The sequence below is a fragment of the Bradyrhizobium cedriense genome (genome assembly GCF_054602315.1).
The window spans coordinates 738,599-754,114 of record NZ_JBTSWB010000005.1; the positions used below are offsets into that span (position 1 = coordinate 738,599).

Here is a 15,516-nt window from a genome sequence, read left to right on the forward strand (position 1 = left end):
TCTCCGTTGCTTCTGCGGGGCGGTTTTTGCTAATCCAGCCCTCGGTTTTGACCGGCCTTTGCCGGCGAGGAATGTTGCATGAACCAAGCTGCCAACGCCAATCTGTTTTCCCGCCTGTTCGATGGCCTTTCCGATCCGAAGCGCCTTGCGATCGAGACGCATGACGGCGCCCGCATCAGTTATGGCGATCTGATCGCGCGGGCCGGGCAGATGGCGAACGTGCTCGTCGCGCGCGGCGTGAAGCCGGGCGACCCCGTTGCGGTGCAGGTGGAGAAATCCGTCGCCAACATCGTGCTGTATCTCGGCACGGTGCGGGCGGGCGCAGTCTATCTGCCGCTGAACACCGCCTATACGCTGAACGAGCTCGACTATTTCATCGGCGATGCCGAGCCGTCGCTCGTGGTCTGCGATCCCTCCAAGGCCGAAGGCCTCGCCCCCATTGCCGCCAAGGTCAAGGCGAGGGTCGAGACGCTCGGGCCCGACGGCAAGGGCTCGCTGACGGAGGCCGCCGACAAGGCGAGCAGCGAATTCGCGACGGTGACGCGCGAAAACGACGATCTCGCCGCAATCCTATACACGTCGGGCACCACCGGCCGCTCCAAGGGCGCGATGCTCACGCACGACAATCTCGCATCGAACTCGCTGAGCCTCGTCGGCTACTGGCGCTTCACCGACAAGGACGTTCTGATTCACGCGCTGCCGATCTACCACACGCACGGCCTGTTCGTGGCGACCAATGTGACGCTGTTCGCCCGCGCTTCGATGATCTTCCTGCCGAAACTCGATCCGGACCTGATCATCAAGCTGATGGCGCGCGCCACCGTGCTGATGGGCGTGCCGACGTTCTACACCCGTCTGCTGCAGAATCCGGCGCTCTCGCACGAGACGACCAAGCACATGCGGCTGTTCATCTCGGGCTCGGCACCGCTGCTCGCCGATACCCATCGCGAATGGTCGGCGCGCACCGGACATGCGGTGCTCGAGCGCTACGGCATGACCGAGACCAACATGAACACGTCGAACCCATACGACGGCGAGCGCGTGCCCGGCGCGGTCGGCTTCCCGCTGCCCGGCGTGTCCGTGCGGGTCACCGATCCTGAAACGGGCAAGGAACTGCCGCGCGAAGAGATCGGCATGATCGAGGTGAAGGGCCCGAACGTGTTCAGGGGCTATTGGCGCATGCCGGAGAAGACCAAGGCCGAATTCCGGCCCGACGGCTTCTTCATCACCGGCGACCTCGGCAAGATCGACGCCAAGGGCTACGTCCACATCCTCGGCCGCGGCAAGGATCTCGTCATTTCCGGCGGCTTCAACGTCTACCCCAAGGAGATCGAGACCGAGATCGATGCCATGCCCGGCGTGGTCGAATCCGCCGTGATCGGGGTGCCGCATGCCGATTTCGGCGAGGGCGTCACCGCGGTGCTGGTGCGCCAGCCCGGCGCGGGCATCGATGAAGCGGCCGTGCTGAAGGGCCTGGATGGTCGCCTCGCGAAATTCAAGATGCCCAAGCGCGTCTTCGTCGTCGACGAGCTGCCGCGCAACACCATGGGCAAGGTGCAGAAGAACGTGCTGCGGGATACGTACAAGGACATCTACGCGAAGAAATAGCGGGCTCTTCGCGTAGTGTTGCGATGGGGAGCATCCACACGTCGCGCTGTCATGCCCCGGCTTGACCGGGCATCCAGTACACCGCGACCTCTCGGCTCAATCACTGCTGCCTCTGGACTACTGGATTGCCCGCCTTCTCGGGCAACGACACCACATGTGTGGTGCGCACTTTGCCTCAAGGCATCACTGCCCGCTCAACAAGCTCAGCACGAACCGGCTGCCCACGATCAACAGATAGCAGCCGAACGCCACCTCCAGCGTGCGTTTCGACATCGCATGCGCGGCCCTAACGCCTAGCGGCGCGGTGACGAGGCTCATCGGCATCACCAGCACGGCGCCGATCAGCGAGACGTAGCCGAGCGCGAACGGGGCTTGCAGCGCCGCGACGGAGGGATAGGTCGCCGCCGCCGGCCAGCCCGCATAGATGTAGCCGAGCGCGCCGGGGATCGAGATCAACACCGCGAGCGCCGAGGAGGTCGCAACCGCCTGATGGATCGGCCGACCGTAGAAGGTCATCAGGAGGCTCGAGAACAGGCCGCCACCGATTCCCATCAGCGTCGAGAGGATTCCGACGCAGAAGCCGTAGGCGCGCATCAATGGGCCGTTCGGCAGATCCTCGCCGAACCTCCAGCCCGCGCGCACGAAGATGAGGCGCGCAGACGCGGAATAGGCGACCGCGACGAAGACGATCTTGAACAACCGCTCCGGTGCGAAGCGCGCGACCGCGCTGCCGACGATGACGCCGATCAGGATCGGCAACCACCAGGAGCGCAGGATTGCCATGTCGACCGCGCCGCGCCTGTAATGCGCCTGGAACGAACGGATCGAGGTCGGGATGATCACGCAGAGCGAGGTGCCGACGCAGAGCGGCATCCGCACCTCGAGCGGCACGCCGGCGATGCGGAAGCACTCAAAGAACACCGGCACGAGGATCGCGCCGCCGCCGATGCCGAACACGCCGGCCAGAAACCCCGAGAGCGCGCCGGTTGCGATCAGCAGCAGGGCCAGCTCGACGATTTCCTTGATATCAAGACCTGCCATCACCCCCGACCGCCCCGCTGCGCCTCCGAAAGGCCGACCTGGATTCGGCTTCAGGTCAGCTGTAGGAGATCTGCCTTGCCGGGTCGACGCGCCGCCCCGGCGGTGTTGGGTGGGATGCAGCTTGCGCATATCCGCCGCCGCACGGAAAATCGGTGCACACGGCGGAATTTGCGATGGGATTCCGGTTGGCCCAGGCCGCTTCCGGCATCATGAACTCACCGGCTCGAATGACGTGCGAAGCCGGCCGCTTAGAGGCGTTCCAATAGTAATTTCAATGCGCCTCGACGGCGGACAAGAGGTGATTTCAGATTCATTTATTTCTTGGTGGACCGATGGCCTGGTATACCAAGCCCCTGATTGGCCTTGTTTCATCAAGGCCATAGAGCTGAACCATCGTTCGATTTATGGCGATTTGGTGATTGCACAGGCCAGATCGACTCCGTAAATAGAGCCGACCTTTCGCGATCCCCGCGCGCCCCATGCTGGGCCGCAACAAACATCAAAAGCCGCCCATGACCGCACGGATCGAACGACCGCTTTCGCCGCACATTCAAACCTACCGCTGGACCCTGACGATGGCGCTGTCCATCGTTCACCGTGCCACCGGCGTCGCCCTTTACGTCGGAACGCTGCTGCTGGCCTGGTGGCTGATCGCGGCGGCCTCCGGGCCGGCCGCCTACGCCAATGTCCAGGCCTTCACGGGCAGCATCATCGGCCGCCTGATCGTGTTCGGCTACACCTGGGCCTTGATGCACCATATGTTGAGCGGCATCCGGCATTTCGTGTGGGACCTCGGCTACGGCTTCAAGGCCAACGAGCGCGAAGCCCTGACCTGGGGCGCGCTGATCGGCGGCATCGTGCTGACGGTGCTGGTCTGGATCATCGCCTATGCGATCGGAGGCGGACGATGAGCTACAGCGAATCCCACGGCTCCCCGAAGCCGCCCTCCATGCGCACCCCGCTCGGCCGCGTGCGCAGTCTCGGCGCCGCCCATTCCGGTACCTCCGATTTCTGGCGCCAGCGCATCACCGGCGTCGCCATGACGCTGCTGATGATTCCGGTCGTGGTGATCGTGATGATGCTGCTCGGCCGCAATCAGGCCGGCGCCGCGCAGATCCTCGGCTCGCTTCCGATCGCGGTGATCCTCCTGCTCTTCATCGGCGCCAGCGCCTGGCACATGAAGATCGGGATGCAGGTGGTGATCGAGGACTACGTCCATAACGAGAAGCTGAAGCTCACCGCGATCATGCTCAACAACTTCTTCTCGATCGCGGTGGCGCTCGCCTCGACCTATGCGATCCTGAAACTTTCTTCCGGAGTGTAACCCATGGCCGCCACAACGAATGGCACGGGCAACGGCGCTCCCGCCACCAACGGCAAAGCCTACCCGATCGAAGACCACACCTACGACGTCGTCGTGGTCGGCGCCGGCGGCGCGGGCCTGCGCGCCGTGGTCGGCTGCAGCGAGGCGGGCCTTCGCACCGCCTGCATCACCAAGGTGTTTCCGACCCGCTCGCACACGGTTGCGGCGCAGGGCGGCATCTCCGCCTCGCTCGGCAACATGCACAAGGACGACTGGCGCTGGCACATGTACGACACCGTGAAGGGGTCGGACTGGCTCGGCGACCAGGACGCGATCGAATACATGGTGCGCAACGCGCCCGACGCGGTCTACGAGCTCGAGCATTGGGGCGTGCCGTTCTCGCGCACCGAGGACGGCAAGATCTACCAGCGCCCGTTCGGCGGCATGACCCTGGACTACGGCAAAGGCCAGGCGCAGCGCACCTGTGCCGCCGCCGACCGCACCGGCCATGCCATGCTGCACACGATGTACGGCCAGTCGCTGCGCCACGCGGCCGAGTTCTTCATCGAATTCTTCGCCATCGACCTGATCATGGATGACCAGGGCACCTGCCGCGGCGTCATCGCGCTCAAGCTCGACGACGGCACGCTGCACCGCTTCCGCGCCCAGACCGTGATCCTCGCGACCGGCGGCTATGGCCGCGCCTACGCCTCCTGCACCTCGGCGCACACCTGCACCGGCGACGGCGGCGGCATGGTGCTGCGCGCCGGCCTGCCGCTGCAGGACATGGAGTTCGTGCAGTTCCATCCGACCGGCATCTACGGCTCGGGCTGCCTCGTCACCGAAGGCGCGCGCGGCGAAGGCGGCTATCTCGTCAATTCCGAGGGCGAGCGCTTCATGGAGCGCTATGCGCCCTCGGCGAAGGATCTCGCCTCGCGTGACGTCGTCTCGCGCGCGATGACCATCGAGATTCGCGAGGGACGCGGCGTCGGCAAGAAGAAGGACCACATCTTCCTGCACCTCGACCATCTCGATCCCGCCGTGCTTGCCGAGCGCCTGCCGGGCATCTCGGAATCGGCAAGAATCTTCGCCAATGTCGACGTGACGCGCGAGCCGATTCCGATCGTGCCGACCGTGCATTACAACATGGGCGGCATCCCCACGAACTATCACGGCGAGGTGCTGACCAAGAAGGACGGCGACGACAACGCAGTGATCCCCGGCCTGATGGCGATCGGCGAAGCCGCCTGCGTCTCGGTGCACGGCGCCAACCGCCTCGGCTCCAACTCGCTGATCGACCTCGTCGTGTTCGGCCGCGCCGCGGCGCTCCGCCTCGCCGAGAAGCTCACGCCCAACGGCAAGCAGCCCGAGCTGCCGGCGAACTCGGCCGAGATGGCGCTCGGCCGCCTCGACCATTTCCGCTACGCCTCTGGCGGCACGCCCACCGCGAAGCTCCGCGAAGGCATGCAGCACGTGATGCAGAACAATTGCGCGGTGTTCCGCACCGGCGAAGTCCTGAGCGAAGGCCAGAACCTGATCCAGAAGGTCCACAGCGGCATCAGCGACATCGCCGTGTCCGACCGCTCGCTGGTGTGGAATTCGGATCTCGTCGAGACGCTCGAGTTCGACAATCTGATCTCGCAGGCGGTGGTGACGATGAACTCGGCCGCCAACCGCACCGAGAGCCGCGGCGCCCACGCCCGCGAAGACTTCTCCGAGCGCGACGACAAGAACTGGATGAAGCACACGCTGGCCTGGCTCGACGATGCCGGCAAGGTCAGGATCGAGTATCGACCGGTTCACAACTACACCATGACCAACGACGTGCAGTACATCCCGCCCAAGGCGCGCGTGTACTGATCGAACAGTAGGCCGTCGTTCCGGTCTGGTCCGAAGGACCAGACCCGGAACCTCGAGATTCCGGGTTCGACGCTGCGCATCGCCCCGGAATGACGAAAGGTTAGAGCAATGGTTGAATTCGCACTTCCGAAGAACTCCAAGATCACCGGCGGCAAGACCTGGCCGAAGCCTGCGGGCGCGACCGAGCTCCGCGAGTTCAAGGTCTATCGCTGGAACCCCGACGACGGCAAGAATCCGAGCGTCGACACCTATTACGTCGACACCAACGATTGCGGTCCGATGGTGCTGGACGGCCTGATCTGGATCAAGAACCACATCGACCCGTCGCTGACCTTCCGACGCTCCTGCCGCGAAGGCGTCTGCGGCTCCTGCGCCATGAACATCGACGGCCAGAACACGCTCGCCTGCACCCGCTCGATGCACGACGTGAAGGACGGCGCGGTCAAGGTCAACCCGCTGCCGCATCAGCCGGTCGTGAAGGACCTCATTCCCGACCTCACCAATTTCTACGCCCAGTACGCCTCGGTCGAGCCGTGGCTGAAGACCACCTCGCCGACGCCGCAGAAGGAATGGCGCCAGAGCCACGAGGACCGCGAGAAGCTCGACGGCCTCTACGAGTGCATCCTGTGCGCCTGCTGCTCGACCTCGTGCCCGAGCTATTGGTGGAACAGCGAGCGTTATCTCGGCCCCGCCGCGCTGCTCCAGGCCAATCGCTGGGTCTCCGATTCCCGCGACGAAGCGACCGGCGAGCGGCTCGACAATCTCGAGGATCCGTTCCGCCTCTACCGCTGCCACACCATCATGAACTGCGCCAAGGCCTGCCCGAAGGGCCTCAATCCGGCGGAGGCCATCGCCGAGCTCAAGCTCAAGATGGTCGAGCGCCAGATCTGATTAGCGCTGTGTGATACCCGCCTTCGTTCTCGCGGTGCTCTGCTGATGCTCCGCGACGCGCTCGATGGCGGGTTGGGTTGACGCTGCTGCCGCGCCTTTTTTTGCGGACCCCTGCTCGATCGTCCAGCGCAATTGGCGGTCCGTGGCGCGCAGCTTGATCTCGTCCGAGGCGAGCGCGGCGAGATTGGCAAGGATCTGCTTTTGGGTCTCGTCCAGCGTGCGCGGCCGGGTGTCGATCACGCAAAGTGAACCCAGCGTGAAGCCGTCGGGGTCGACCACCGGGCAGCCGGCATAGAACCGAAACCCCAGTTTCCCGGTCACGGCCGGATTTTCCGCGAAGCGCGGGTCGGTCGCGAGGTTCTCGGCGACCATGATATCCCTCTGCAGAATGGTGTAGTTGCAGAACGCCCAGCTGCGCGGCGTGTCGACCATCTCGAGCCCGTAGCGCGACTTGAACCATTGCCGTGTCGGGGTGAGCAGCGTCAGCAGTGCGACGGGCGCGTCGAGGCTGCGCGCCGCCAACCAGGTCAAGCGATCAAAAGCATCCTCCGGTGGCGTGTCGACAAGGCCGGAGCGTTCGAGCGCGAGAAGCCGCTGGCCCTCATTTTCCGGGAAGGGGAACGAAGGCGGCGTTCCGAACGGGAAGGAGGACTCGACGGTGCCCCGAATCGCGATTTCTATCGCTTGGGGTAACTCAGGCAATTCGTCGATGAAGCGTGTCATCGCGGTATCGAGCCCGACCGCGCCGATCTGCCCTCCTGCGGCCGAGCGGCCGACAACCAGGATCTGGGTGCGCCCGAGCGCTGGATCGGAGCGCAGGCTTTCCAGCAGGGCCAATCTGCTGGGATCCGATGGCTCACTTTCGATCACTATCGCCGCCGGCAGCCGAGCGCCGATCGCAAGCAGTGCCGCGTAGATGTCGGTGTAACCCTCGACGACACAGTAACTCACCTTCGCCAGAGCCGCTTCGTAGTCGGCGATGCGCTCCGGGCGCGCAATGACGATCACCCGCGCGGAAGCAAACATCGGCGGCTCGCCGGGGCCAGATATCACGGCGAGAACGTCGCGGCGGTAGACGCGGCGGTGGCCTCCCGGGGTTTTCCAGGAAGGGATCGATCCGCCTTCGATCAGAAGCTGAGCCGTGCGGACCGAGACGCCCAGTATCTTGGCAGCCTCCGCCGTCGTCAGAATTTCCTTGGCCATACCATCCATCTTTGCCCCCGACCGCGCGCCGGCCGGCCTCCTCCCAGACCTCACAATGTCGTGCTCCCGCTCCTGTTGACAAGAGGAGGCAGCTCCTATTTTGATAAATTCGATGAATATGATAGATTTGATAAATCTGATAGATCTGTTCTGCGCTGCTTGGCGGGTGCGAATCGCCGAGCCCCATCCCTTCCGAAGGAGAAGACCATGCCCTAGCCCAAGCGCTCCCCGCCAAGCCCAGGAGTCGTCAGCGCGCAAGCAGAGCCGCGACTCGGCCAAGCAAGCCACGAGACCTCAACTGCGGGAACGGCGCGATCCGTGACGCCCTCTGCCGGCCTCAGCCTTTCCGCTGGCGGTGGCCTTCATCTTCCTCTTCGGCGTCCGTCCGGAACGTTGTGTTCCCCCGGCGTCGCCCACTTGCCTGGAGTATCCCCATGAATGACTTTCTGCCCTCTGATCTTCCGGAGTTTGCTGACCGCGTTGCCGTCAATCAGCGCCGGCTCAGCGAAAATCCTCGCGGCAGCTACGACTTCATCGTCTGCGGCGCCGGCAGCTCGGGCTCGGTCGTCGCGCGGCGCCTTGCCGAAAATTCGTCCGTGACAGTCCTGCTGATCGAAGCAGGAGAAAGCGACGAGGTGCCGACCGTCATGGAGCCGTCGGCATGGCCGGGCAACCTCGGCAGCGCGACCGACTGGGGCTTTGTCGCGGAGCCCAACCCGCATTTGAACGGGCGCGCGCTTCCGATGTCGATGGGCAAGGTTCTCGGCGGCGGGTCAAGCATCAACGTGATGCTGTGGGCGCGCGGTCACCGCAGCGACTGGGATTTTTTCGCCGAAGAAGCGGGCGATCAATCCTGGGGCTACGACGCGGTCTCGAAGATCTTCCGGGAGATCGAGAACTGGCAAGGCCCGCCTGATGCGCGCCATCGCGGCACCGGCGGCCCCGTCTTCGTGCAGCCGTCACCCGATCCCGGCCCGGCCGCATTGGCTATGCTCGGCGCCGCGAAGGAGATCGGCATTCCGACCTATGAAAGCCCCAACGGTGAAATGATGGAGAGCGAAGGCGGCTGCGCCGTCACAGACATTCTCGTCCGCAATGGCAGGCGCAACTCCATTTTCCGCGCCTATACTTATCCATTTCTCGATCGGCCCAATCTCACCCTGCTGACCGGCACGCAAGTCTCCCGCATCCTGATCGAGCGCGGGAAGGCTGTCGGCGTCGAGGCTGTACGTCACGGCCGGCTCCTGCGGATGCACGCGACACGGGAGGTCGTACTCGCGCTCGGAGCGATCCAGACGCCGTCCGTGCTGATGCGTTCCGGCATCGGCGATGAGGCAGAACTCCGACCGCTTGGCATTCCCGTGGTCCAGCACCTGCCCGGTGTCGGTCAGAACCTCCAGGATCACGTGTCGTTCGGATGCATTTGGGAGTATCGCGAGCCGATCGCACCGCGCAACACCGGCAACGCGGCGACGCTCTACTGGAAATCCGATCGCGCGCTCAAAACTCCCGACCTGCTGTTCTGCCAGGTCGAATTCCCGGTGCCGAGCCCCGAGACGGCTGTCCGGGCGCCTGCCCACGGCTGGACGATGTTTGCCGGCCTCGCTTTGCCGAAGAGCCGAGGCAGGGTCAGTCTCCGAAACGCGGAGCCGCTGGCAACGCCGCGGATCGAAGCCAACATGCTGTCGCACCCTGACGACGTGAAGACGGCGATCGCCTGCGTCGAGGTTTGCCGCGCGCTCGGCAATACCCGCGCCTTCGAGCCGCTGGTGGCGCGCGAGAGCATGCCTGGCCCTCTCGGCGCCGCCGAGATGGAACGCTTCGTGCGCGACTCGGCGGTGACCTACTGGCACCAGACATGCTCCGCGAAGATGGGACGCGATGCGATGTCCGTGGTCGACAGCAAGCTCAGGGTGTACGGCATTGACGGTCTCCGCATCGCCGACGGCTCGGTGATGCCGCGGATCACCACCGGGAACACGATGGCGCCGTGCGTCATCATCGGGGAGAAGGCGGCCCGCGCGCTGCGCGACGAGCACGATATCTGACCGCCACTCTGGTGGCGCGAAAGACAGGCGATGTGCGAGCCCGCTCCATCGCTCCGCATTTTACGCGAACGAGCCGTCCCTTGTCCGAAGATGAGGGGTGGCTGCCGCCAGAAGCTCGGCTGGCGGGCGGCTGGAACCGCAGGAAACGCCCATCCCGACAAGCACAGTGTCATACGTGCAGCCAGGCTGGTCTGGGAAAGAACCCCGTCCGTCGGGCGCAATTTGAGTAGAATCTTCCTCGGCCCGCGAGGCGCGCGAATTAATGAGACTGCAACCCGTGGTTAGAGCCACAAGCTGCTTCCTTCCTGGCGCGAAATTCGGTTAAGCTTACGATCAGGGACCGGAGCCGTGCAGGGCGTGCATCGCAATTCGCTAAGGCTTTTGCAGTGGATGATGGCTGCATCCCTGGCGCTGCCGGTTGCGCTGTTCGCCATCACCGCAACGATCTCCTACACATCGACCCGCGACATCGCCGACCGCGAGATCGAGCGTACCCTCGACGTCGCGCATGAGCACGCGCTCAAGGTATTCGAGACCATCGACCGCAGCCTCGCCGAGCTCAACGAGGTCGTGCGCGCGCTTCCCGACGACGTCATCGTCTCGCGCGAGCCGGCCCTGCACCGCCGCCTGAAGCGCCTGACCGATTCGTTGCCGCAGCTCAAATCGGCATGGATCTTCGACGCGGACGGGAAGGCGCTGGTCAACAGCCTCGCCTCGCCGCCGCCGGAGCTGAGCTTTGCGGACCGCGACTATTTCTATGCCCATATCGACCAGAGCGTCGGCACCTTCATCGGCACCGCGCTGACGCCAAGGCCGCCCTATCAGGGCGCACGCTTCTTCGGCGTGAGCCGGCGCCGCGACTCCGATGACGGCACCTTCATCGGCGTGATCCAGGCCTCGGTCCTGCCGGAATATTTCGAGAGTTTTTACGCCAGAATCGGATCGGACCCCGGCAGCTTCTTCGCGATGGGACGCACCGACGGCGCGATGCTCACGCATTTTCCCCGGATTGACCGCGACGTTCGGCTCGATCCGACCGGACCGGTGGGCCAGACGATCGCGGCTCATCCCAAGCACGGCCTCATCACCGTCGCCTGGCCCTCGGACGGGATCGAGCGGCGCATCGGCTACAAGCGCCTCGCCGAATATCCGATCTATGTCAGCGCCGGGCTGGAGACCTCGGCGATCCGCGCACGCTGGTTCGCCACCATCGGCCAGCATCTGGTGTTCGGCATTCCCGCCACCGCGCTGCTGTTTCTGCTGCTGGCGCTCGCGTTCCGGCGCACCCAGCACCTTCAGGCAGAAGCTGCAAGACGGCGGGAGGCCGAGGAGGCGCTCAAGCACAGCCAGCGCCTGGAAGCGCTCGGGCAGCTCACCGGCGGAGTCGCCCACGACTTCAACAACCTCCTGACCGTGATCCGCGCCTCGGTCGACCTCTTGAACCGGCCGCAACTGACGGAAGAGCGGCGGCAGCGCTACATCACGGCCATCGGCGATTCGGTGGCGCGGGCAGCGAAGCTGACCTCGCAGCTGCTCGCCTTTGCGCGGCGCCAGACCCTGAAGCCGGAAGTGTTCGACGTCGGCGCGCGGCTGGAGTCGCTGCGCGACATGCTCGCCACGCTGCTCGGACCGGCGGTCGAAATCGTGATGCGGCTGCCGCGGGAGCCGTGTCTCGTCAATGCCGATGCCAGCCAGTTCGAGACGGCGCTGATCAACATGGCGAGCAACGCGCGCGATGCCATGCAGGGCAAGGGCAGGATCATCTTCAAGGTCGAGGCCACGACGAGCGCTCCGGACACGCTAGCGCACCTTTCAGCCAAACAGTCCCTGGGACAGCACGGCTTCGTCCGTGTCACCGTCAGCGACACCGGCATCGGCATTCCTGCCGCCCGATTGGGACGCATCTTCGAGCCGTTCTTCACCACCAAGCAGGTCGGCCAGGGCACCGGCCTCGGCTTGTCCCAGGTGTTCGGCTTTGCCCGGCAGTCAGGCGGCGAGGTGACCGTCACGAGCGAGGTGGGGCACGGCAGCACCTTCTCGCTCCATCTGCCGCGCGTGCCGCCGGACCTGCTGCCGCAACGTCAGGCGCCCAACACGGCGCCGGCGGTGGCCGGCAGCGGGATGTCGGTGCTGCTGGTCGAGGACAATATCGAGCTTGCCAATTTCGCCGGCGATGGCCTCACCGAGCTCGGCTACAGCATTACGCTGGTCGACAATGCAACCGATGCGCTCGCCGAGCTCGTCGTCGATGCGGATCGCTTCGACGTCGTGTTCTCGGACGTGGTGATGCCCGGAATGACCGGACTCGATCTGGCGCAAGCGATCCGCGAGCGCGGCATCGGCGTGCCGGTCGTGCTGACCACGGGCTACAGCCAGGCCCTGTCGCAGGAGGGCGCGGCCGGCTTCGATCTCGTGCAGAAGCCCTATTCCATTGAAGACTTGTCGCGGGTTCTGCACCGAGCCGCGCGGCTGCGGCGCGTCCGGGACGGCGCCGCCGAGTGATCCGCCGGTGGAACCCGAGGGAACCGTTTGATTTTCTTCGCGTTGTCCGCTCATGCACAAGCGGGCCGCAAAGCGCGAACAGGGCAAGAAGCCGCCCATTGTCGAGATCAAAGGCGAGAATGGCGATGACGTGGCGCCGCCGCCCCCCGAGTTGCTCGAACCCGATCCCGAACTGTCGCGCGAGGAGGCCGAGCAGGCCCGCAAGGACTATCTGCTGACCCGGTTCTGGATCAGCGCACGCGGCTTCTGGGGACGCAGCGGTGATCGCCTCGCCTGGCCGTTATCGATCGGCCTCGGCGTGCTCATCGTGCTGACCGTCGGCTTCCAATACGGCATCAATGTCTGGAATCGCGCGATCTTCGATGCGATCGAAAAGCGCGATGCGGCGAGCGTCTTCCATCTCACCGCGGTGTTCTTCCCGCTCGCGATCGGCAGCATCGTGCTCGGCGTGGCGCAGGTGTTCGCACGCATGGGCATCCAGCGGCGCTGGCGCGCCTGGCTCACGGCGAGCGTGCTGACGCGATGGCTCAAGAACGGGCGCTACTACCAGCTCAACCTCGTCGGCGGCGACCACGAAAATCCCGAATACCGGATCGCGGAGGATTTGCGCGTCGCGACTGATTCCCCGGTCGATTTCCTCGCCGGCGTCACCTCCGCGCTGCTGTCGGCCGTGACCTTCATCGTCGTGCTCTGGACCATCGGCGGCGCGCTCACCGTGACGCTCGGCGGGTCCAGCATCACCATTCCCGGCTTCCTGGTGATCGCCGCGATCCTCTACGCCGCGATCGCGTCCGGCTCGATCCTGGTGATCGGCCGACGCTTCGTGCAGGTCTCCGAGGACAAGAACCAGGCGGAAGCCGACTTCCGCTACACGCTGACCCGGGTGCGCGAGAACGGCGAGAGCATCGCGCTGCTCGGCGGGGAACAGGAAGAGCGCGAGGGCATCGACCGCAATTTCACGCGCGTGTTGCGGCAATGGGCACGGCTCGCCGGCCAGCATATGCGCACGACGCTGGTGTCGCAGGGCTCCAGCCTCATTGCTCCCGTGGTCCCTCTCCTGCTCTGTGCGCCCAAATTCCTCGACGGCAGCATGACGCTCGGACAGGTGATGCAGGCGGCCTCGGCCTTCACGATCGTGCAGGGCGCCTTCGGCTGGCTGGTCGACAATTATCCGCGGCTCGCCGACTGGAACGCGTGCGCCCGCCGCATCGCCTCGCTGATGATGTCGCTCGACGGCCTCGAACGGGCCGAGCGGGGTGACGGACTCGGCCGCATCAAGCGCGGCGAGACCAGCAACGATGCGATGCTGGAGATGAAGTATCTCTCGGTCACGCTCGACGACGGCACCGCCGTGGTCGGCGAGACCGAGGTCGTGATCGAGCCCGGCGAGCGGCTGCTGGTCGCCGGCGAATCCGGCACCGGCAAGAGCACGCTGGTGCGCGCCATCGCCGGGCTCTGGCCCTGGGGCGGCGGCAGCGTCAACTTTCATCCCGACCGACGTCTGTTCATGCTGCCGCAGCGGCCCTACGTGCCCTCGGGATCCCTGCGCCGCGCGGTGGCCTATCCCGGCGCGGCCGACGACTGGACGATCGAGGAGATCGGCGAAGCCCTGCACAAGGTCGGGCTCGATCATCTCAAGGAGAAGATCGAGGAGGAAGCCCCGTGGGACCAGACGCTGTCGGGCGGCGAGAAGCAGCGCCTCGCCTTTGCACGGCTGCTGCTGCACAGCCCCGACATCGTCGTGCTCGATGAGGCGACTTCGGCGCTCGACGAGAAGAGCCAGGACAGGATGATGAAGACGGTCACCGACGCGCTGCCGAAAGCGACCATCGTCAGCGTCGCGCATCGTGCCGAGCTCGAGGCCTTCCACAGCCGCAAGATCGTGCTGGAGCGGCGCAAGGGCGGCGCCAAGCTCGTCAGCGACATCGACCTGATTCCGCGCAAGGGCAAGCGCAAGCTGCTCGGCCGCTTCCTGCGCCAGAAGGCCGCGGGGAAAAAGGCGTAGTGCTCGCTCTAGGTGGCCCCGGACAAGCACGCCCCAAGCGCGCCGAGCCGAGACCAGACCCACAGGCAGCAATCTGGTGAGACTCGGAACGGTCGTCTCGCGTCACACTCCATCCTGTGGTTATGGACCCCGGGCTCGCTTCGCGCCCCGGGACGACACCTGTGATCGAGCGTTGGAGTCCTCATCAAAACCGGCTATGCATGCGCCGCTTGCAACGAGGACTGCCTGCTTGACGACCGACAATGCCCCTTCGTCCGCGCCGTTCGGCTCGTTTGCGCCGAATGCAGCGCAGGGCGCGATCATCCGTCTCGCTCAGCGCTCGGGCCTGAAGCGCGGCGCGTTCCGGCCATGGATGTCCCGGCTGGTCAACCTGCTGCGCGGCGGCCCGATCGACGTGCAATACCAGGGCGCCTCGTTCCGCTTCTATCACCAGGGCAGCGCGACCGAGCGCGGCGCGCTGTTCAATCCCGACTACAATCTCGACGAGCTCGATTTCCTGCGCGAGCACACCCCGGCGGGCGGCACGTTCGTCGATGTCGGCGCCAATGTCGGCACCTTTGCGCTGGTGATGGCGCGCCAGGTCGGCCCCATGGGCAAGGTGGTTGCGATTGAGCCGCATCCGCTGACGTTTGCGCGGCTCTCGTTCAATCACGCCGCGTCGAAAGCGGCGCAGGTGCACCTGGTGCAGGCGGCCGCGGGTGACAGCGACGGCGAGCTGATGATCGAGAGCGGCGGCGACAATCTCGGTGCCACGCACGTCGTCACCGGCACGGCCAGCACTGATGCCATCCGGGTCCCGTCGCTGCGGCTGACGCGCATTCTCCAAGAGGCCCGCGTCAAGCAGGTGGATTCGCTGAAGATCGACGTCGAGGGCTTCGAAGACCGCGTGCTGATCGGTTTCTTCCGCGACGCACCGCAATTGCTGTGGCCGCGCGCCGTGGTGATCGAACATCTGTCACAAAACGAATGGCGGCAGGATTGCATTGCCGACATGGTCGCGCGCGGTTATGCGATTGCGCGCAAGACGCGGAGCAATACCTTCCTGTCACGCTGAC

Annotated in this window: 11 protein-coding genes; 9 read left to right on the forward strand and 2 right to left on the reverse strand. The window is 65.3% G+C overall.

The window, feature by feature from the left end:
* Positions 1-78: 78 nt before the first annotated feature.
* Positions 79-1,608 carry a malonate--CoA ligase gene (locus ACYCVF_RS24780; protein WP_459603498.1) on the forward strand — a complete coding sequence of 510 codons (1,530 nt, stop codon included), beginning with the start codon at positions 79-81 and terminating at the stop codon, positions 1,606-1,608.
* Positions 1,609-1,791: 183 nt separating this feature from the next.
* On the opposite strand, the gene ACYCVF_RS24785 is transcribed toward ACYCVF_RS24780, so the two are convergent.
* Positions 1,792-2,652 carry a sulfite exporter TauE/SafE family protein gene (locus tag ACYCVF_RS24785; RefSeq protein WP_459603497.1) on the reverse strand — a complete coding sequence of 287 codons (861 nt, stop codon included), beginning with the start codon at positions 2,650-2,652 and terminating at the stop codon, positions 1,792-1,794.
* A 509-nt stretch (positions 2,653-3,161) separates the two neighbouring features.
* Between ACYCVF_RS24785 and sdhC the strand changes: the two genes are divergently transcribed.
* The 4 genes from sdhC to ACYCVF_RS24805 all read left to right on the forward strand — a co-directional run bounded on the left by sdhC (position 3,162) and on the right by ACYCVF_RS24805 (position 6,703).
* On the forward strand, positions 3,162-3,560 hold the full coding sequence (gene sdhC / locus ACYCVF_RS24790; protein ID WP_459603496.1) for a succinate dehydrogenase, cytochrome b556 subunit: 399 nt from the start codon (positions 3,162-3,164) through the stop codon (positions 3,558-3,560).
* Positions 3,557-3,973, forward strand: coding sequence for a succinate dehydrogenase, hydrophobic membrane anchor protein (gene sdhD / locus ACYCVF_RS24795; RefSeq protein ID WP_459603495.1), 417 nt, complete (start codon positions 3,557-3,559; stop codon positions 3,971-3,973). The genes sdhC and sdhD overlap by 4 nt, the downstream gene beginning before the upstream one ends.
* Positions 3,974-3,976: 3 nt before the next feature.
* On the forward strand, positions 3,977-5,812 hold the full coding sequence (gene sdhA / locus ACYCVF_RS24800) for a succinate dehydrogenase flavoprotein subunit (protein WP_459603494.1): 1,836 nt from the start codon (positions 3,977-3,979) through the stop codon (positions 5,810-5,812).
* A 108-nt stretch (positions 5,813-5,920) separates the two neighbouring features.
* Entirely contained in the window at positions 5,921-6,703 is a 783-nt protein-coding gene (locus tag ACYCVF_RS24805) for a succinate dehydrogenase iron-sulfur subunit (RefSeq protein WP_459603493.1), read from the forward strand.
* On the opposite strand, the gene ACYCVF_RS24810 is transcribed toward ACYCVF_RS24805, so the two are convergent.
* Positions 6,704-7,906 carry a GAF domain-containing protein gene (locus ACYCVF_RS24810; RefSeq protein ID WP_459603492.1) on the reverse strand — a complete coding sequence of 401 codons (1,203 nt, stop codon included), beginning with the start codon at positions 7,904-7,906 and terminating at the stop codon, positions 6,704-6,706.
* Positions 7,907-8,340: 434 nt separating this feature from the next.
* Between ACYCVF_RS24810 and ACYCVF_RS24815 the strand changes: the two genes are divergently transcribed.
* The 4 genes from ACYCVF_RS24815 (at position 8,341) to ACYCVF_RS24830 (ending at position 15,515) form a co-directional block, all read left to right on the forward strand.
* Positions 8,341-9,954 carry a GMC family oxidoreductase gene (locus ACYCVF_RS24815; RefSeq protein WP_459603491.1) on the forward strand — a complete coding sequence of 538 codons (1,614 nt, stop codon included), beginning with the start codon at positions 8,341-8,343 and terminating at the stop codon, positions 9,952-9,954.
* A 348-nt stretch (positions 9,955-10,302) separates the two neighbouring features.
* Positions 10,303-12,456 carry a hybrid sensor histidine kinase/response regulator gene (locus ACYCVF_RS24820; RefSeq protein ID WP_459603490.1) on the forward strand — a complete coding sequence of 718 codons (2,154 nt, stop codon included), beginning with the start codon at positions 10,303-10,305 and terminating at the stop codon, positions 12,454-12,456.
* A gap of 52 nt (positions 12,457-12,508) precedes the next feature.
* On the forward strand, positions 12,509-14,461 hold the full coding sequence (locus tag ACYCVF_RS24825) for an ABC transporter ATP-binding protein/permease (RefSeq protein WP_459603489.1): 1,953 nt from the start codon (positions 12,509-12,511) through the stop codon (positions 14,459-14,461).
* Between the two features lie 229 nt (positions 14,462-14,690).
* Positions 14,691-15,515, forward strand: coding sequence for an FkbM family methyltransferase (locus ACYCVF_RS24830; RefSeq protein ID WP_459603488.1), 825 nt, complete (start codon positions 14,691-14,693; stop codon positions 15,513-15,515).
* Position 15,516: the final 1 nt, after the last annotated feature.

Bases quoted from the DNA above. Each gene is read 5' to 3' on its own strand.
- ACYCVF_RS24780 (WP_459603498.1), top strand. From the start codon at position 79: ATGAACCAAGCTGCCAACGCCAATCTGTTTTCCCGCCTGTTCGATGGC.
- sdhC (WP_459603496.1), top strand. From the start codon at position 3,162: ATGACCGCACGGATCGAACGACCGCTTTCGCCGCACATTCAAACCTAC.
- sdhD (WP_459603495.1), top strand. From the start codon at position 3,557: ATGAGCTACAGCGAATCCCACGGCTCCCCGAAGCCGCCCTCCATGCGC.
- sdhA (WP_459603494.1), top strand. From the start codon at position 3,977: ATGGCCGCCACAACGAATGGCACGGGCAACGGCGCTCCCGCCACCAAC.
- ACYCVF_RS24805 (WP_459603493.1), top strand. From the start codon at position 5,921: ATGGTTGAATTCGCACTTCCGAAGAACTCCAAGATCACCGGCGGCAAG.
- ACYCVF_RS24810 (WP_459603492.1), bottom strand. From the start codon at position 7,906: ATGGCCAAGGAAATTCTGACGACGGCGGAGGCTGCCAAGATACTGGGC.
- ACYCVF_RS24815 (WP_459603491.1), top strand. From the start codon at position 8,341: ATGAATGACTTTCTGCCCTCTGATCTTCCGGAGTTTGCTGACCGCGTT.
- ACYCVF_RS24825 (WP_459603489.1), top strand. From the start codon at position 12,509: ATGCACAAGCGGGCCGCAAAGCGCGAACAGGGCAAGAAGCCGCCCATT.